This window comes from Vibrio sp. 397, from assembly GCF_033339395.1.
Classification (GTDB): Bacteria; Pseudomonadota; Gammaproteobacteria; order Enterobacterales; family Vibrionaceae; genus Vibrio; species Vibrio alginolyticus.
In genome coordinates this window covers 15,304-33,414 of record NZ_JAWOUN010000012.1, presented here as the reverse complement: position 1 = coordinate 33,414, position 18,111 = coordinate 15,304, and the positions used below count along the sequence as shown (strand labels likewise).

12 protein-coding genes and 1 other annotated feature are annotated in these 18,111 nt (G+C 45.4%); of the genes, 8 read left to right on the top strand and 4 right to left on the bottom strand.

From position 1 onward, the window contains the following. Positions 1 to 86: 86 nt before the first annotated feature. Both R7P36_RS18105 and gltB read right to left on the bottom strand, forming a co-directional pair. A complete protein-coding gene (locus R7P36_RS18105; RefSeq protein WP_104975856.1) occupies positions 87 to 1,556 on the bottom strand; it encodes a glutamate synthase subunit beta in 1,470 nt (489 codons plus the stop codon). Beyond that, entirely contained in the window at positions 1,556 to 6,106 is a 4,551-nt protein-coding gene (gltB, locus tag R7P36_RS18100; RefSeq protein WP_213899728.1) for a glutamate synthase large subunit, read from the bottom strand. Before gltB ends, R7P36_RS18105 begins: the two co-directional genes overlap by 1 nt. A gap of 551 nt (positions 6,107 to 6,657) precedes the next feature. Between gltB and R7P36_RS18095 the strand changes: the two genes are divergently transcribed. The 4 genes from R7P36_RS18095 to R7P36_RS18080 all read left to right on the top strand — a co-directional run bounded on the left by R7P36_RS18095 (position 6,658) and on the right by R7P36_RS18080 (position 12,441). After that, positions 6,658 to 7,617, top strand: a complete 960-nt coding sequence (locus tag R7P36_RS18095; RefSeq protein ID WP_017633631.1) for a TIGR01212 family radical SAM protein — start codon at positions 6,658 to 6,660, stop codon at positions 7,615 to 7,617. Between the two features lie 35 nt (positions 7,618 to 7,652). Continuing rightward, positions 7,653 to 9,398, top strand: a complete 1,746-nt coding sequence (locus R7P36_RS18090; RefSeq protein WP_033906101.1) for a GGDEF domain-containing protein — start codon at positions 7,653 to 7,655, stop codon at positions 9,396 to 9,398. 237 nt (positions 9,399 to 9,635) lie between these two features. After that, positions 9,636 to 11,990 (top strand): aerobic respiration two-component sensor histidine kinase ArcB, encoded by a 2,355-nt coding sequence (gene arcB, locus R7P36_RS18085; RefSeq protein WP_005381826.1) that lies wholly within the window; start codon positions 9,636 to 9,638, stop codon positions 11,988 to 11,990. Position 11,991: 1 nt separating this feature from the next. Next, on the top strand, positions 11,992 to 12,441 hold the full coding sequence (locus R7P36_RS18080) for a hypothetical protein (RefSeq protein ID WP_005381825.1): 450 nt from the start codon (positions 11,992 to 11,994) through the stop codon (positions 12,439 to 12,441). Between the two features lie 85 nt (positions 12,442 to 12,526). On the opposite strand, the gene arcA is transcribed toward R7P36_RS18080, so the two are convergent. Beyond that, entirely contained in the window at positions 12,527 to 13,243 is a 717-nt protein-coding gene (gene arcA, locus R7P36_RS18075) for a two-component system response regulator ArcA (RefSeq protein WP_005381824.1), read from the bottom strand. 361 nt (positions 13,244 to 13,604) lie between these two features. Here arcA and R7P36_RS18070 point away from each other — a divergent pair, with 361 nt between their 5' ends. After that, positions 13,605 to 14,012 carry a DUF3293 domain-containing protein gene (locus R7P36_RS18070; protein ID WP_031780899.1) on the top strand — a complete coding sequence of 136 codons (408 nt, stop codon included), beginning with the start codon at positions 13,605 to 13,607 and terminating at the stop codon, positions 14,010 to 14,012. A 64-nt stretch (positions 14,013 to 14,076) separates the two neighbouring features. Beyond that, complete coding sequence (locus R7P36_RS18065) at positions 14,077 to 14,559, top strand: putative 4-hydroxy-4-methyl-2-oxoglutarate aldolase (RefSeq protein WP_005381822.1); 483 nt, start codon at positions 14,077 to 14,079, stop codon at positions 14,557 to 14,559. On the opposite strand, the gene R7P36_RS18060 is transcribed toward R7P36_RS18065, so the two are convergent. Then, positions 14,556 to 15,026, bottom strand: coding sequence for a hypothetical protein (locus R7P36_RS18060; protein WP_017821468.1), 471 nt, complete (start codon positions 15,024 to 15,026; stop codon positions 14,556 to 14,558). The genes R7P36_RS18065 and R7P36_RS18060 overlap by 4 nt on opposite strands. 423 nt (positions 15,027 to 15,449) lie before the next feature. Between R7P36_RS18060 and thrL the strand changes: the two genes are divergently transcribed. Together thrL and thrA are read left to right on the top strand one after the other, a co-directional pair. Further along, positions 15,450 to 15,527 (top strand): thr operon leader peptide, encoded by a 78-nt coding sequence (thrL, locus tag R7P36_RS18055; RefSeq protein ID WP_074192076.1) that lies wholly within the window; start codon positions 15,450 to 15,452, stop codon positions 15,525 to 15,527. Continuing rightward, positions 15,463 to 15,582, top strand: a sequence feature (Thr leader region). (Overlaps the previous gene by 65 nt.) Before the next feature lie 53 nt (positions 15,583 to 15,635). Then, the gene (gene thrA / locus R7P36_RS18050; protein WP_017821509.1) at positions 15,636 to 18,095 is read left to right on the top strand and encodes a bifunctional aspartate kinase/homoserine dehydrogenase I; all 2,460 of its coding nucleotides are present in this window, start codon (positions 15,636 to 15,638) and stop codon (positions 18,093 to 18,095) included. The last annotated feature ends 16 nt before the right edge of the window (positions 18,096 to 18,111 follow it).

The following is an 18,111-nucleotide window of genomic DNA, read 5'->3' as shown; positions in this document are numbered from 1 at the left end:
AAGGAATTGTTTTCTTTCTTCACCGATAGCCATCGATATTGCTGATGGCTATTAGGCAATTGAAAGAGAGAAGCATGACTGCTTCGTTAAGCAGAAAGCATCAGTGAATCTGCTTTTGCTTCTAGGTTTGTGCCACCCATTAGGTAATCATCGATAGCACGGGCACATTCGCGGCCTTCATTGATACAACGAACCACCAAAGATTGGCCTGTTCGCATATCACCAGCAGCAAATACGCCTTCTTGGTTAGTAGCAAAATCTTGAGTTGCTACGTTACCGCGATCGTCTAGTGCGATATCCAGTTGAGCAAGTACGCCTGTTGGTTCAGGGTGTAGGAATCCCATCGCTAGAAATGCCATATCACATGGAATCACACGCTCGCTGCCTTCTACTTCTTTGAAGCTTGGACGCTCGCCTGGTTTCGCATCTTGCCAAACGATATCAGCTAAACGAAGACCGGTAACTTCACCTTTGTCATTGCCGATGAACTCTTTGGTTAGGATATTCCAGTGACGATCAACGCCTTCTTCATGAGACGTCGAAGTACGTAGGATCATCGGGTACTGTGGCCATGGCATATTGGCAGGACGTTTCTCTGGTGGAATCGGCATGATTTCAACCTGAGTGATGCTTGCTGCACCGTGGCGGTTTGATGTACCTACACAGTCAGAACCCGTATCACCACCACCGATAACGACAACGTGTTTACCCGCGGCGTGAAGTTCTTCACCCTTAAGATCCATGTCGTTGGCACGGCGGTTATTTTGACCTAGGAATTCCATCGCGAAGTGAACGCCTTTTAGTTCACGACCCGGAACGGGCAAATCACGTGGAACCGTTGAGCCACCGGTTAGTAGAACCACATCGAACTCTTGACGCAATTGTTGAGCATTTACATCAACACCGACGTGTTGGTTTACTTTAAACTCAATGCCAGCTTCTGCCATTAGATTGATCTTGCGATCAATGACTTCCATGCTCAGTTTAAAGTCTGGGATACCAAAACGTAGCAGACCGCCCACTTTCTCGTCTCGCTCGAATACCGTCACAGTATGACCAGCGCTGTTTAGCTGCTCTGCTGCCGCAAGGCCAGCAGGACCTGAACCAATGATCGCAACGGTTTTGCCAGTGCGAGAGCGTGGTGTTTTTGGTTTGGCGTACCCTTCACGATACGCCGTTTCTACGATGGTTTTCTCGATATTACAGATAGTGATTGGATCTTGGTTGATGCCAAGTACACAAGCACTTTCACACGGAGCAGGGCAAACACGACCAGTGAACTCTGGGAAGTTATTGGTTGAGCTTAGAATGTTCCAAGCTTCTTCCCAGCTATCACGATAAACCGCATCGTTAAACTCTGGGATGATGTTACCGATAGGGCAGCCGTTATGACAAAACGGCACACCACAATCCATACAACGAGAAGCCTGAGTATTGATCTTGTCACCAAACTCCTCGTTCAGAACGAACTCTTTGTTGTTCTTGATGCGTTCAGCTGGGTCGATCTTCTGTGGTAGTTCACGACCATGCTCTAAAAATCCAGTAGGCTTACCCATTATACGGCCTCCACTTGAGTTTCGTTTCCTTGAGACTGTGCTTCAGCTTTACGCTTTTGAAGAACCGCTTTGTAGTCACGCGGCATTACCTTAACCATAGAGGCTAGGCTTGCTTCAAAGTTGTCTAGGAAAGACTGAGCGACTTCACTTCCTGTGAATTGAACATGCTTAGTTAGCATGTCGAGTAATAGATCTCTGTCTTCTTGCTCGATTGGATCTAGGTCTACTAACTCTGGGTTCAGTTTTGACTCAAAGTCACCTGATTTATCCCATACGTAAGCCACGCCACCACTCATACCTGCGGCAAAGTTACGACCTGTTGACCCAAGGATGATGGCTGCACCGCCAGTCATGTATTCACAACCGTGGTCACCGACGCCTTCTACTACTACTTTCGCGCCTGAGTTACGAACACAGAAACGTTCACCAGCCATACCACGAATGAAAGACTCACCCGAAGTTGCACCGTAGAAGCACACGTTACCAACCACGATGTTGTCTTCCGCGACAATGCTTGATTTCGCATCTGGATAAAGTACTAAAGTACCGCCGGATAAGCCTTTACCCCAGTAGTCGTTCGCGTCGCCTTCCACTTCGAACTTCACGCCCTTAGCTAGGAATGCGCCGAATGACTGACCTGCAGAACCTTTGAACTTCACGTTCATTGGCTGAGGTAGACCTGCATCTTTGTACACTTTCGAGATTTCGTTCGACAACATGGTACCTGCAGAGCGGTCCGTGTTGACGATAGGGAACTCGGCATTCACCGCTTCGCCTTTCTCTAGTGCAGGAATCGCTGCTTGAATCAGCTTACGGTCTAGCACTTCTTCTAGGTTGTGGTTCTGTTGAGCTTGGTTGAATACACCATCAGCTTCACGTGGTTGCTCAACGTGGAGAACAGGAGACAGATCTAGGTTCTTGTATTTCCAGTGAGAAATGTCTTGGCGGATCTTCAGTTTCTGACCTTGACCGACCATTTCATCGATAGTGCGGAAGCCAAGCTCAGCCATGATTTCACGTAGACCTTGTGCCATGTATTGGAAGAAGGTAACGACGTCTTCTACGCGGCCATCAAAGCGCTCGCGAAGCGTCTTGTTCTGAGTCGCGATACCAACAGGACAAGTGTTCTTATGACACTTACGCATCATGATACAACCTTCAACCACTAATGCTGCGGTTGCTACGCCCCATTCTTCTGCACCAAGTAGTGTTGCCACTGCAAGGTCGCGAGGTGTCTTCATCTGACCATCTGCTTGAACCACGATACGGTTACGTAGACCGTTCTTCAGTAGCGTTTGGTGCGTTTCTGCCAAGCCAAGTTCCCAAGGAAGACCGGTATGGCGGATTGAAGACATTGGTGATGCACCTGTACCGCCGTCGAAACCTGCGATTAGTACAACGTCCGCTTTCGCTTTCGCTACACCAGAAGCGATCGTACCTACGCCTGCTTCTGATACCAGCTTCACGTTTACACGGCCTGCGCGGTTCGCGTTCTTCAAGTCGTAGATAAGCTGAGCCAAATCTTCGATTGAGTAGATATCGTGGTGTGGTGGTGGAGAGATAAGGCCAACGCCCGGAGTCGAGTGACGCGTTGCACCGATCCAGTCATCTACTTTATCGCCTGGTAGCTGACCACCTTCACCTGGCTTCGCACCTTGAGCCATTTTGATTTGCAGCTCTTCAGCGTTAGTTAGGTAGTAAGAGGTTACGCCGAAACGACCTGAAGCCACCTGCTTGATTGCAGAGCGTTCCCAATCGCCGTTCTCTTTGCGCTCGAAACGCATTGGGTCTTCACCACCTTCACCAGAGTTCGATTTCGCGCCAAGACGGTTCATCGCAACAGCCAGTGTGGAGTGTGCTTCGTAAGAAATAGAACCGAATGACATAGCACCCGTCGCGAAGCGTTTCACGATGCTGTCAATTGGCTCGACTTCGTCGATAGAGATAGAACCGGCTGGATTCTTAATGAATTCTAGCTGGCTACGCAGAGTTACCGCGTTGTCACCTTGTTTATCTACGGCTGTCGCGTATTGCTTGAACTGATCGTAGTTCTTGTTGCGCGTAGACTCTTGCAGTAGAGAAATAGTCTCTGGGTTGAATAGGTGCTTTTCACCACGCTGTTTCCATTGGTAAACACCACCAACATCCAGCATTTGAATTGGGATTTCGCGTTGTGGGTAACCGATGCGGTGACGGATCAGCACTTCTTTGGCGATATCATCAAGGGTGAGACCTTGGATACGAGAAACCGTACCAGTGAAGTATTTGTCTACCACGGATTTGTGGATGCCCAAGGCTTCGAAGATTTGTGCGCCATGGTACGACTGTAGCGTCGAGATACCCATCTTCGAGAAGATCTTCAGAAGACCGCCATTAATCGCTTTACGGTAGTTGTTGAACAGATCGCGCGGGTTCGCTTCTGGATCCAACTTCTTCGTACGTTGAAGTTCAATGATGGTTTCAATCACTAGGTAAGGGTTAACCGCATTCGCACCGTAACCAAGTAGCGTTGCAAAGTGGTGCGTTTCACGCGCGTCACCAGTTTCAACCACGATGTCACACTTCGCACGTAGACCTTTACGGATCAAGTGGTGGTGCACTGCGCCAACAGCCAGCATTGCTGGGATCGCCGCGTGGTTTGAATTCACTGCGCGGTCAGTGAGTAGGATGATTGAATAACCATCGATAACCGCGTCTTCTGCGTATTGGCAGATACGTTTTAATGCACGCTCAAGTTTGCCTTGATCTTCACTAGCTTGGAATACGATATCCAACGTTTTCGCTTGTAGGTGCTCGTTATCGATCGCACGCAGTTTTTCAAGCTCAGAGTTGGCTAGAACAGGCGATTCCAATTCTACTTTCTGACAGTGAAGTGGTGTTTCAGTCAGAAGGTTTTGGTCTTTACCCAAGTAAGTGTTCAGCGACATAACCATACGCTCACGGATCGGGTCGATCGGTGGGTTAGTTACCTGTGCGAACAGCTGCTTGAAGTAGTTTGAAAGATGTTGAGACTGATGAGATAGAACCGCAAGAGGCCAGTCGGCACCCATTGCTGATAATGGCTCTTTCGCATCATTCGCCATTGGAACGATGATTTCGTTCACTTCTTCAGTGCTTACGCCAAACGCTTGTTGGCGGTGTAGAAGGTGTTCTGGCTTAGGTTGGCTGAACTGGTTGCTCGCATCTGGCAGCTTCTTCAAGCTCAGTAGGTTTTCTTCTACCCACTTCTCGTAAGGCTGTGCCGTTGCGATGGTGTCTTTCACTTCTTCATCAGAGATGATTCGACCTTGTTCTAGGTCTGCAACGAAGATACGACCCGGTTGTAGACGACCACGGAACTCTACGTTCTCTGGTTCAATATCCACAACACCAGATTCAGATGCCATCACTAGGAAGTTATCTTTGGTCACTGTGTAGCGAGAAGGGCGCAAACCGTTACGGTCTAGTGTCGCACCAACTTGAACACCATCAGTAAAACATACTGAAGCAGGACCATCCCATGGTTCCATGATGTTCGCGTGGTACTGATAGAACGCGCGACGTTTAGGATCCATGTTTTTGTTTTCTTGCCATGCTTCCGGGATCATCATCATCAATGCGTGTGGCAGGCTGCGACCAGAAAGAACTAGGAGCTCAAGTGCCATATCGAAGTTAGATGAATCCGAGCTGCCTTCCTGACAGATTGGAAGAAGCATGTCGATTTCAGCCTGAGTAAACAGGTCTGATTCTAGGATTGCTTCACGGGCTTTCATCCAGTTCAAGTTACCGCGAACTGTATTGATTTCACCGTTGTGGGCAATGTAACGGAAAGGCTGTGCAAGACGCCATTTCGGGAAGGTATTGGTAGAGAAACGAGAGTGTACCAGTGCCAGTGCAGTCACCATGGTCGGGTTTTGCAGATCGAGGAAGTACTGAGGTACTTGCTCAGTCGTTAACTGACCTTTGTACACTAATGTCTTGTAAGACATGGAGTTAATGTAGAAGTCGTCACCAATGTTCGAAACGCTTTCTAGGCAAACGCGTACGGTGTAATTACGAAGTACGTACAGTTTGCGTTCTAGCTCTTCAGGCGTGATGCCAGGGCCGCCGGAGATAAACACGTGCTCAAATTGAGGCTCTGTGCTTAGAGGGTCGGCACCAATCATGGAGTTGTCGGTTGGTAATACGCGGTAGCCGATAACTTCAAGGTCTAGACGCTGTGCGTTGCGTTCTAGAATGTCACGGCATTGTTCGCGTTTGTATTCGTCTTTCGGGAAAAGAACGACACCAACACCATACTTTTCAAACGAAGGCAGTTTAATGCCTAGCTTAACGGCTTCTTCTAATAGGAATTCATGAGGTTTTTGTAGCAAGATACCCGCACCGTCACCGCTGCATGGGTCACAACCTTGACCACCACGGTGTTCCATGCGAGCCAGCATATCCAATGCTTGAGTCACTACTTCATGAGATTTACGGTTTTTAAGGTGAGCAACAAAACCGATACCACAAGCGTCATGCTCCAGTTCCGGAGTGTACAGACCCTGTGGATTTTGCTCTCTATCTACCATAGATACATCCTTCCAGTTCAATGTCGACGCAAAAGTACCGGGCAGCAAATACTACCTAGACTATTGATTACGTCTTGTCCTTTATATTTATTATCGCCACCGATCTAGGTTGACCGGTCTTGATTCCTTTCCGTATCTCGCAGGAAAAGTTTTGCGAGAAAAACAATCCTTGGTGGTATCCCTTTATTTATTATCACTATCTAGTGATTTATATAGGTAGGAGTGGGATAACACCGACAAATCCCGCAGTGTGCTTTGTAATAAAAGTCACAAAAATAACGGGGTTGTGTAAGTATCCTACAATTTTGTCACTTCAGAATGCAATGAAAAAGTCGGCGTTGTGACCCAATTTTTTCGTTTAATTATGCATTTTTAGTTTAACATTTACGCAACATGAACGATTTTTGTCTTTAATTATGCAAGTTTATTGATTTTGACCTGCATGATGGGTGTTTGAATTGATTAATATTGTGTGTTTTTTCTTGCAGGGATGTAATTTATTTACACAGATCGTAGTGAGATTGATTACGATTTATTGTTGGTGAGAATTTATGCAGTTACATGAGTTGGTCAATACAATCGGCCAAGATCTTCAGCGTCGATACGGTGAAAAGGTTCATAAGTTAACATTGCACGGTGGATTTAGTTGCCCTAACCGCGATGGCACGATTGGGCGGGGAGGATGTACATTTTGCAATGTGGCTTCGTTTGCAGATGAAGAAGTCCAGATAAAAAGCATTCACGAACAGTTAAAAGATCGCGCAGGTGAAATTCACAGAGCGAAGAAGTATCTCGCTTATTTTCAGGCCTACACCAGTACCTATGCAGAAGTACAAGTTCTCAAAAACATGTATGAGGAAGCACTAAAGGCTGCAGACATGGTTGGTCTTTGTGTGGGGACGCGTCCTGATTGCGTCCCTGATGCGGTATTGGATTTACTGTCGGGCTATGTACAGCAAGGTTATGAAATTTGGCTAGAACTAGGTCTTCAAACCGCCAACAACGACACCCTCAAACGTATCAATCGTGGTCATGACTTTGAGTGTTATGCCGAAATCACTAAGCGTGCTCGAACACTCGGAATCAAGGTTTGTACTCACTTAATTGTGGGTTTACCCAAAGAAACCCGCGCCGAAAATATTGAAACGCTGCAAAAAGTGTTGGCCGTGGGAACGGATGGCATCAAGTTACATGGCTTGCATATTGTCGAAGGTAGCACCATGGCGAAAGCTTGGCGTGCTGGAAAGCTAGAAGCCCCTGAATTAGAAGAATATGTTGCGATCGCCAGTGAAATGATTCGTATGACACCACCAGATGTGATTTATCATCGCGTTTCATCAGCAGCCAGGAGGCCCACGTTATTATCGCCTCTGTGGTGTGAAAACCGTTGGCTAGCGATGACGGAAATTGGTCGAGATCTCAGTGCTCATGGTGCTCAAGGGAGTCTTACGGGGAATACCTTTATCTATACTAAACCGGAATTAATAGCAGATCGCTCAATAAATAACTGATATATTTTAACCAGTGTTCTTTGAAGGTTTAAACGATGGATCAGTTACTCAATTGGCTTTGGGGTGGTCAAGGCGGTTATGGCTATGTCGTCTTGTTGTTAATCGCAGGCGTGTGCGCGTTAGCACTGATCTATTTGCACTTTCAGACGTCACTTAAGCAACTAGTAACGGATTCTCCCTATCCAGTCATAGTGGTGGACACTAGCCATGCTCAGCTCTTGCTATCTAACCAGGCTGCGATGCAGTTATTAGGCATTCGCTCTTTGGGAACGGGGTATTTGTATCCTGCTTTATTCGATATTCATGAGCTTGAGCAGTTTCTCGATCGCTTCTCTAGTCGTCATTTTCGTCAGCAGGCTTTTGACTGGCGACTATCTGATAGTGAATCTATTAAAGTGGAGCTGTCAGGCAGAAAGAGTTTATTGCGCAATCATCGAGTTTGGATTCTTTATGCTCAGCCATATCAAGCCACTCACCAAGAGCAGCAACAAGAACTTGCACAATTAATCATCGCACGTTCGGCATTAGACTCACTTTCAGAGCTGATTTGTACCCAAGACCGCCAAGGCAATCTGTTAACGACCAATCGAGCATTTGATCAATTCTGGCAAGGGCGAAGGGAAGAAGCTTGCGCATCCAAGACCTTGGGTGAGATGACCAGAAAAAGCGAACGTAAATGGACAACGGATCCACAAGGTCGAAGTTGCTTACTGGAAGTCAATCAAAACTCTCTTGTTTCGCCGAGTGGTGAGCTTATCGGTACGCTGTCTATTAGTCATGACGTGACTGAATGGCACAAGATGCAACAGAATCTGCGAGATGAAATGGAGCGTCGCAAAGATACAGAGGTGGCGCTAGCGCAAAGAGATACTATCTTACAAACGATTCTGGATGCCAGTCCGGACTCTATTGGTATTTTCAATGAGAACATGGTCTATCAAGCGTGTAATCAGCCTTTTGTTAAGGCGTTAGGAATTTCAAAAATTTCTGATTTGATAGGTAAGCGCCTCCAAGACGTGATTCCTAAAGAGATGTACGCGCGCTTAGCAGACAGTGACTTAGAAGCATTACGCCAGTTAGAGCCAGTTCGATACATAGATAAAGTCGTGAGTAGTGATGGTAAAAGTACGTGGTTTGATGTGGTGAAATCGCCTTTTAAAGATAAAGCATCAGGAACGAATGGTGTGCTGATCATGGCGCGTGATATTTCTGAGCGTTATCTTGCAGAACAAAAGTTGGAAAAAGCCAACCTAGAGTTAGAAAAATTGAGCTTTATGGATAGCTTAACTCAAGTATCGAACCGACGCCGTTTCGATGAACAACTGCAGGTATTGTGGTACCACCATGCTAGAGAAAAGCTGCCGCTCACCATCATGTTATGTGACATCGACTTTTTCAAAGATTACAACGACTGTTACGGTCACCAACAAGGTGATGAAGCGTTAGTCAGTGTTGCTACCGTGTTTACACAAGTCATCAATCGTTCTTCGGATTGTGTTGCGCGTTATGGTGGCGAGGAGTTTGGTTTTATCTTGCCGAATACCACCACGGAAGGTGCGCGCAACGTAGCACAGCGTATTCATGAGAAAATTCTACAGCTTGATATGGAACACGACAGTTCAGAAGCATCTGAACGCCTTACCGTCAGTATCGGTCTGGTCTCTTACATTCCTCAGCATGGTGATGAACCCGAAATGGGCATCGCTATGGCTGACAGTGCGTTATATCAAGCTAAAGCTGATGGACGTAATCGCACTTGTATTCACCCCAGTTCTTGCTAACGCTTTGTGACCGCTTGCTCTAAGTTGATAGCTGATTGTTTAAATCACCGTATTAAACACGTTAAACTTACACAAGCCTGTGCGCTCGTTGGTTTATCTTTTTATCTCGTATCACAAGAGCAGATCGCACCGTGTGTTTTTCACTAATCAAACAGACCTAAATTGCGTTAGGTCGAGTGCATTTACCTGTTTTTCATCATCGAATGGCGCTATCTAGCCACCACCATGGAGTAGTTAATGAAACCCATGAAAAATCTCGCCCAGTATTATGTCGACTTGCTAGTCAAACTGGGGATTGTTCGCTTCTCTATTTTGCTAGCCCTTGCGCTGGTGGCATTAGCTGTTGTGGTGCAGGTAGGGATTACTTTAGCTCTCAAAGGGCGAGTAGATGATATCGACATTGTCCGTTCGGTGTTTTTTGGTCTATTGATCACCCCTTGGGCGGTTTACTTCCTCTCTGTGGTTGTCGATCAACTAGAAGAGTCTCGCCAGCGTTTAACTAAGCTGGTGTCCAAACTGAAGGACATGCGTTCGCGAGATCAAGAGCTGAATTACCAACTTCAACAAAACATTGAAAAGCTTAACCAAGAAATTGAAGAGCGTATTAAAGCGGAAGAAGCACGTGAAGAGGCGATGCAAGACCTCGAGAATGAAGTTTTCCAACGTGAACGTACTCAGCTTGAGCTTGCCGAGCGTACGGCGCTGTTACGTTCTTTTATCGATGCGTCTCCAGACTTGATTTACTACCGCAATGCCGATGGTGTTTTCTCTGGCTGTAACCGCGCGATGGAAGAGCTAACTGGGAAGAAAGAACATCAATTGGTGGGGTTAAGCCCTTGGGATGTGTATAGCAAAGAAATCGCCGAGCATATCGTTGATACTGACCAAAAGGTTTTTGCCGATAATCAAGCAATTACTTACGAGCAATGGCTCGAATACCCAGATGGTCGCAAGCATTACTTTGAGCTGCGTAAAGTGCCATTTTACAGCAAAGATGGCCGCCACCTTGGTCTCGTTGGGTTCGGTCGTGATATCACTGAACGTAAGCGCCATGAAGAGTCGTTAGAGAAAGCAAGCCGCGACAAAACTACCTTCATCTCAACCATCAGTCATGAGCTGCGAACGCCGCTGAATGGCATTGTAGGCTTAAGTCGTATGCTTCTAGATAGTCCGTTGACAGAAGAGCAGCGTAAACACATGCAGACCATCAATGTGAGTGCGATTACTCTAGGTAACATCTTCAACGATATTATCGATATGGATAAATTTGATCGCCGTAAGTTAGAACTATTACCTGCGCCACTTAACTTCGAAGACTTCGTCGCAGAGATTGAGAGTATCTCAGCTCTGATGGCGGAACAAAAAGGGTTACGCTTTGACTTAGAACGTTTAAGCGACTTGCCAAAAGCAATTGAAGTGGATGCAACCCGTCTACGTCAGGTGATTTGGAACTTGGTCAGCAACGCAATGAAGTTCACCAAGGAAGGTGGCGTTGTGATGACAGTGAGCGCGGATGTCGAAGACGATTTTGCGACCATTATTATGGAAGTGGAAGACACAGGTATTGGTATCCCAGACGAAGAGCTAGATAAGATCTTTGCGATGTACTACCAAGTGAAATCAGGCAAGGACAACCTGCATGCGGTCGGTACAGGTATTGGTTTGGCGGTATCTAAGCAACTGATCAATATGATGGATGGTGACATTACGGTTACCAGTGAGGAAGGCTTTGGTAGCACTTTTACTGTATCGATCCACGTTCCGATTGTTGAACTAGCTGAGCCAGTCATTGATGCGAAACGCGACAATGTGCGCCTCAACATATTTATGGTCGAAGACATCGAGCTTAACGTAACTGTGGCTAAATCGTTACTAGAGAGCCTAGGGCACTCTGTCACCGTGGCAATGACGGGCCAAGAAGCGTTAGTGAACTTTGTGCCAGAAAAATACGACTTAGCGTTGTTGGATATCCAACTGCCTGATATGACAGGCTTTGATGTCGCCAATTATTACCGCAAGCATTATAACAATCTTCCTCCATTGGTCGCCTTAACTGCTAATGTAATGAAAGATCGTCGTGAATACTTAGATAACGGCATGGATGATGCGATCAGTAAGCCGCTGGCAGTGAATGCTATTCAGTCAGTGATTGATAAATTCTTCGCTCACCAGTTAGAACAACCTAAGGAAGTGGTGAGCGGTCCCGAAACAGTGGAAGAGCCAGTGCCTTCTCCTGTGATTGAGACACATTTGCTCGATATGGATATGTTAGAGTCTTACGTCGACATTGTTGGTGCAAAACCTGTCTACGACAGCATAAAAATGTTTGAAGATATGATGCCAGACTATATCGATGTCTTAGATTCGAACATGACAGCGAAAGATCAAGATGGGATTGTTTCTGAAGCGCATAAAATCAAAGGTGCTGCAGGTTCAATTGGCCTGAAACGTATCCAAAGTGTGGCGCAAAAAGCGCAATCGCCCGATATGCCAGCATGGTGGGAAAACATTTCAGACTGGGTTGAAGAGATCAAAAATGAATACCAAAACGATATTCAAGTCCTCAAAAGTTGGTTGGAACAAAGGAAATAACATGAAAAGAATCGCACCATTGGCATTAGCCATGGCATTGATGGCAGGCTGTAGTTCCGTTCCAAATGTGAATTGGCAACAAAACAGTCAGATTACGATTAATGAGGTTAATGTTGAGCTCAAAAGTAATTTATGGGTGAACCTCATGCCGAATATTGGGGACGTGGAAGAGCAAAGTATTCAAGGTGCACTTTACCTCGAAGGAGATCAGTTACTTCCTGCAAATCTAACGGCAGAAGCTCTTATTATTAAACAGGGGCAAAAAGAGTGGTTGGTGGACAGTGCGTCTTTAGATACTCGAACGCACAGTGAAAGCCGATGGGAGGTGGCGTTCTCGTCTCACATTGATGTGAACACAGAAAAATCGGTTGATATCGCAGTGCTTCTAGACGATGCGGGTAAACAGCGTTGGTTAGTCGAAAAGTACGTGAAGATTAACAAGGTTTATTAACCGCAATGATGTTGCATTAGTCGTTAGACCTAAAACAAAAAGGGCTTGCTCAATGAGCAAGCCCTTTGCATATTAGCGGTTAAATCTAGTCTTCTAGATCGCCACAGAAGCGGTAACCTTCGCCGTGGATAGTGGCGATGATTTCTGGCGTACCTGAAACAGACTCAAAGTGCTTACGGATACGACGAATCGTTACGTCTACAGTACGGTCGTGTGGCTTAAGTTCACGACCAGTCATCTTCTTAAGAAGATCGGCACGAGTTTGAATCTTACCCGGGTTCTCACAGAAGTGCAGTAGTGCGCGGAACTCAGAGCGAGGTAGCTTGTAGCTATCACCAGCAGGGCTTACTAGAGAGCGGCTGTTGATGTCTAGTACCCAACCGTTGAATTCATACTTTTCTACCGAGCGCTTCTCTTCTTGCACCGCGTTAGAGCTCATTGAGCGACTAAGTAGGTTACGTGCACGAATAGTTAGCTCACGTGGATTGAATGGTTTAGTGATGTAGTCATCTGCACCAATCTCAAGACCTAGGATCTTGTCTACTTCATTGTCACGGCCTGTCAGGAACATTAAAGCAATGTTCGCTTGCTCGCGTAGTTCACGCGCTAGTAGAAGGCCATTCTTGCCTGGAAGATTAATGTCCATAATAACCAAGTTGACTGAGTTATCAGACAACACTTGGTGCATCTCTTCACCGTCACTGGCTTCAAAAACAGCGTATCCCTCTGCTTCAAAAATACTCTTAAGAGTGTTACGAGTTACTTGCTCATCTTCAACGATAAGAATCTGCGGGGTTTGCATTGGCGGTACCTAAATTTGTGACAAAATTGTGCTAATAGAATAAATTCTAGGCAAAAATATAACATACAGGTAATGTGATTTTGATAATAAATCAAGTTGATCAAAAAAACACTTCTTTCAGTTATCCGCCCTCCATGGAATTTTGCCAACTCACCAGTATCCAATGGCGACGTTTATTCTAAAGGGCTTGTTTACCTTTCATTTCCTGCTTTCAGTGGGGCCTGAAACGTAAACACCCTAAGATATTGAGCGGATTTTATATTGTTAACAGCATGCTAACAATGCTCAAATGTTAATTCCATTCAGTTTGTTGATTTATATCAATTGATGAAATGTAACTGTTATTAATCGTTTAAGACTTATGATAGAAAAAAGTAATAAGAACATAGACGCATCGTTATGGAATGCTTATTCAGAATCTTTTTTCAGATTCGAAGCCGAGTGGCGTGTTTCAAACTATGCTGTGATAACCGCTTGGAACCCATACAGTAACTTGAGGTCCAAAGAAGAGAACAGCATAAACAATCACGCGTTAGAAAAACAGCTACAGCACGTTAATTACGCGCCTGTCACGGTAGGTGATAGCGCTTTTACATGGTATGAGGAAAGCTTTGCCGTCGAGTTGTCGCCAGAGGTAGCCGTTGAATTGGCGAATGACTTTCAACAAAACGCGATTTATTACGTCATTAATGACCAACTTTATCTTATTGCGTGCTCGCAGCCGAAAGTTTTTCATACGTTAGGCTCCATTAAACCTCGGCTCGTATAGAAGGTATAGAAAAGGATACTGCTCACTGAAGCATCGCTTGGGTGAGAAAATTCACGGAGGAAATATGAGAGACATTACACCCGATATTTGTGACCAATTTGAAGACCAAGTGAGCTTGCTTACTTTACCATTGCAGAACTTTGGTCAACGTAGCGCTTTTTACGGTGAAATCGTTACGGTGCGCTGCTATCACGATAACTCGAAAGTGCGTGAAGTACTGGGCGAAGATGGAACGGGTAAAGTATTGATTGTTGACGGGCATGGATCGTGTCAGAGAGCATTACTCGGCGATCAATTAGCGATACTCGGAATAGAAAATGGGTGGGAAGGCATCATTGTCTATGGTGCAATACGCGACGTAGCACAAATATCTCAAATGGACATTGGCGTTCAAGCTCTTGGAACTAACCCGTTTAAAACAGAGAAACGCGGGATAGGAGAGGTAAACGTAACCTTAACGATGCAAAACCAAATCGTTCAACCTAAGCACTACGTTTACGCGGACTGGAACGGTGTGTTGATTTCTAAGCAAAAGCTGGACTTCTAAAAACGAAAGCCTAAACCAACCTCAAAGCCTTGTTGCCAATCTTGGTAATCAAGAGTCGCGTGAAGATCCAGTTTATCGGTAATTTTTACGCGACTTGATACTTCAGCCGCGAGGCTACTGTCGTCTTGGCGAATACCTTCCGCTGTTTCATTCTTGTAAGAGCGAACTGTACTTTTCAGCGTGACACGATCATTAAAGTGATAGCTGATCCCACTCAAAAAACCACTTTGATTTTTGGTAGGAGAGTTATTGACTCGCGCACCGACATAAACATCTACCGAATCAAAAAGTTCGTAAGCGTAACCCGTATCGATATTCCAAACATCAAAACTGTCAGACTGATAACTGTCGCTGGAAATGAATAGTTTATGAGGAGAAGGGGATATTTTACCTGGAAGCGGCGGAAGCTCGTTTGCTAGACAAACACCAGGCACAAAAAACAGCAACAGAAAAAGCCCTCTTTTCATGTTCACCACTCCTTGTGTCAACTTTTTTATTAGTATGCGCCCAAAGCTTCTCACTATTAAAGCATAGAATATGAAAGCTAGCTCACCTATTTTCTAAATAATTCGATCCTATGAACATAAGTCACAGTTAAGTTGTTGTTATGTGTCACAACCCTCTCGAATTATTTGATCGTACGTTTTATGGCAAAGATCAGACTAGTTATTAGATAAAAAACCGAACTGGTGATGATGGTTAAGTCCTTTACAAAAACTAACTGTAGATTTTTAAATGATCAATAATGTGTAATTAACTATAAATATCAATGACATTGCTTAGCAGAATTCTCTGAAAGATGGAAAAACAAACAATTTTTTGTTGACTATGTATCAGAAACTCGGTAAACGTAGAGTTAAGCAAACACAATTAACGTTGAATATTTATTTATGCCATCTAACAGCCTAGTAGTAATGACCACGACCATTATTATTACCGACACGACACATGTTGGGGCAGGCTGCTGAGCGAAAGAAATTCACAAAAAAGGCCTGTATCCAACAAGATACAGGCCTTTTTTTATGCTTTTTTATCCAGAATTTAGACAAATTTAAGAAGATATACCGGAGGAAGGGATGCGAGTATTGAAGTTTGGCGGATCATCACTAGCTGATGCAGATCGCTTTTTGAGAGCGGCAGACATTATTGCCAATAACGCTCAACAAGAAGAAGTGGCGGTTGTTCTTTCCGCTCCTGGTAAAACAACAAACAAATTGGTTGCGGTCATTGAAGGCGCATTGCGCAATGGTGAAGCAGAACTACAAATCAAAGAGTTGGAGGAGTCGTTTAAAACGCTCTTCACTCAAGTCCAAGCAGTACTACCCAATATCGATGGTTCAGCTTTCGATAACCAAGTGAAAACTTCTCTCTCTCAATTACGCCAATTCGTTCATGGCATCAATCTTCTTGGCATGTGCCCAAACAATGTTAATGCACGTATTATTAGCAAAGGCGAACGCGTTTCGATTCAATTGATGAAAGCGGTGTTAGAAGCCAAAGGCCAGCCTGCACATCTTATCGACCCAGTTGAATACCTATACGCAAAAGGTGATCACCTTGAAGCCATGGTCGATGTTGAAGTTTCGACTCAGAACTTCCGCCAGAATCCTCTTCCTCAAGGTCATGTGAACATCATGCCTGGCTTTACCGCAGGTAACGAGAAAGGTGAATTGGTAACACTTGGTCGCAATGGCTCTGATTATTCGGCGGCGGTTCTTGCGGCGTGTCTGCGCGCAGATTGCTGTGAGATCTGGACAGACGTAGATGGTGTGTACAACTGTGACCCTCGCTTAGTCGAAGATGCTCGCCTACTTAAATCTCTTAGCTATCAAGAAGCGATGGAGCTTTCTTACTTCGGTGCTTCCGTTCTGCACCCGAAAACCATCGCCCCAATCGCACAGTTCCACATCCCATGTCTGATCAAAAACAGCTTTAACCCACAAGGTGCAGGAACTTTGATTGGGCAAGACACTGGTGAAGACAATCTGGCGATCAAAGGTATTACGACGCTAAACGACCTAACTATGGTTAACGTCTCCGGCCCAGGTATGAAGGGTATGGTTGGCATGGCAAGCCGCGTATTTGGCGCAATGTCTTCCGCTGGTGTGTCTATTGTTCTTATTACTCAGTCTTCTTCTGAGTACAGCATTAGCTTCTGTATTGAGGCAGAAGATAAAGCAAAAGCGCAACAAGTACTGGCCGATGCGTTTGAGTTGGAACTGAAAGATAGCTTATTAGAGCCGGTCGAGTTTATTGATAATGTTTCAATCATAACGTTGGTTGGTGACGGCATGCGTACATCGCGCGGTGTTGCATCTCGCTTCTTCTCATCTCTTGCTGAAGTGAACGTAAACATTGTAGCCATCGCACAGGGCTCATCTGAGCGTGCTATCTCAGCCGTGATTCCTGAAGATAAAATCTCTGAAGCGATCAAAGCGTGTCACGAAAACCTATTCAACTCTAAGCACTTCTTAGACGTATTCGTGGTTGGTATTGGTGGCGTTGGTGGTGAGCTGGTGGATCAGATCGAGCGTCAACAGGCGAAGCTTGCGGAAAAAGGCATCGTTATTCGCGTGTGTGGCTTGGCAAACAGCAAAGGTCTTCTGCTTGATAGTGAAGGTCTGCCACTCGATCATTGGCGTGATCGTATGTCGGCAGCGACAGAAGAGTTCAGCCTAGCGCGTTTGATTTCTTTGGTTCAACGTAACCACATCATCAACCCAGTATTGGTTGACTGTACATCAAGTGAAGATATTGCGAATCAATACGCTGATTTCCTAGCTGCTGGTTTCCATGTCGTTACACCAAATAAAAAAGCAAACACAGCAAGCATGGCTTACTACCATCAGCTTCGCGATGTTGCGCGCAGCTCTCGTCGCAAGCTGATGTACGAAACAACTGTGGGGGCGGGTCTACCGGTAATCGAAAACCTGCAAAACCTAATCTCAGCGGGTGATGAGCTAGAGCGCTTTAGCGGTATTCTTTCTGGCTCTCTGTCATACATCTTCGGTAAGTTAGATGAAGGTATGAGCCTAAGTGAAGCTACTAATATCGCAAAAGAAAATGGTTTTACTGAACCGGATCCTCGTGATGATCTTTCTGGTATGGATGTCGCGCGTAAGCTTCTGATCCTAGCTCGTGAAGCAGGCATGTCTCTAGAACTAGAAGACGTTGTGGTTGATCAAGCACTGCCACCAGGTTTTGATGATTCTGGTAGCGTTGATGAATTTATGGCGCGTTTACCTGAAGCAGACGCTTACTTTAAAGAATTATCTGCAAAGGCAGCGGAAGAAGGCAAAGTACTGCGCTACGTTGGTGAGATTAATGAGGGCAAGTGCACAGTAAGCATCGCAGCGGTGGATGAAAACGATCCAATGTATAAAATCAAGGACGGTGAAAACGCACTGGCATTTTACAGCCGTTACTATCAGCCAATCCCACTAGTGTTACGTGGCTATGGTGCAGGCACCGAAGTAACGGCTGCGGGTGTATTTTCTGACGTGATGCGTACTTTAGGTTGGAAACTAGGGGTATAACAATAATGAGTTCAAG

Coding starts and splice junctions, on each gene's coding strand:
- R7P36_RS18095 (WP_017633631.1), top strand. CDS start 6,658: ATGCAGTTACATGAGTTGGTCAATACAATCGGCCAAGATCTTCAGCGT.
- R7P36_RS18105 (WP_104975856.1), bottom strand. CDS start 1,556: ATGGGTAAGCCTACTGGATTTTTAGAGCATGGTCGTGAACTACCACAG.
- R7P36_RS18065 (WP_005381822.1), top strand. CDS start 14,077: ATGAGAGACATTACACCCGATATTTGTGACCAATTTGAAGACCAAGTG.
- arcB (WP_005381826.1), top strand. CDS start 9,636: ATGAAACCCATGAAAAATCTCGCCCAGTATTATGTCGACTTGCTAGTC.
- thrL (WP_074192076.1), top strand. CDS start 15,450: ATGCCATCTAACAGCCTAGTAGTAATGACCACGACCATTATTATTACC.
- gltB (WP_213899728.1), bottom strand. CDS start 6,106: ATGGTAGATAGAGAGCAAAATCCACAGGGTCTGTACACTCCGGAACTG.
- thrA (WP_017821509.1), top strand. CDS start 15,636: ATGCGAGTATTGAAGTTTGGCGGATCATCACTAGCTGATGCAGATCGC.
- R7P36_RS18060 (WP_017821468.1), bottom strand. CDS start 15,026: ATGAAAAGAGGGCTTTTTCTGTTGCTGTTTTTTGTGCCTGGTGTTTGT.
- R7P36_RS18080 (WP_005381825.1), top strand. CDS start 11,992: ATGAAAAGAATCGCACCATTGGCATTAGCCATGGCATTGATGGCAGGC.
- R7P36_RS18090 (WP_033906101.1), top strand. CDS start 7,653: ATGGATCAGTTACTCAATTGGCTTTGGGGTGGTCAAGGCGGTTATGGC.
- arcA (WP_005381824.1), bottom strand. CDS start 13,243: ATGCAAACCCCGCAGATTCTTATCGTTGAAGATGAGCAAGTAACTCGT.
- R7P36_RS18070 (WP_031780899.1), top strand. CDS start 13,605: ATGATAGAAAAAAGTAATAAGAACATAGACGCATCGTTATGGAATGCT.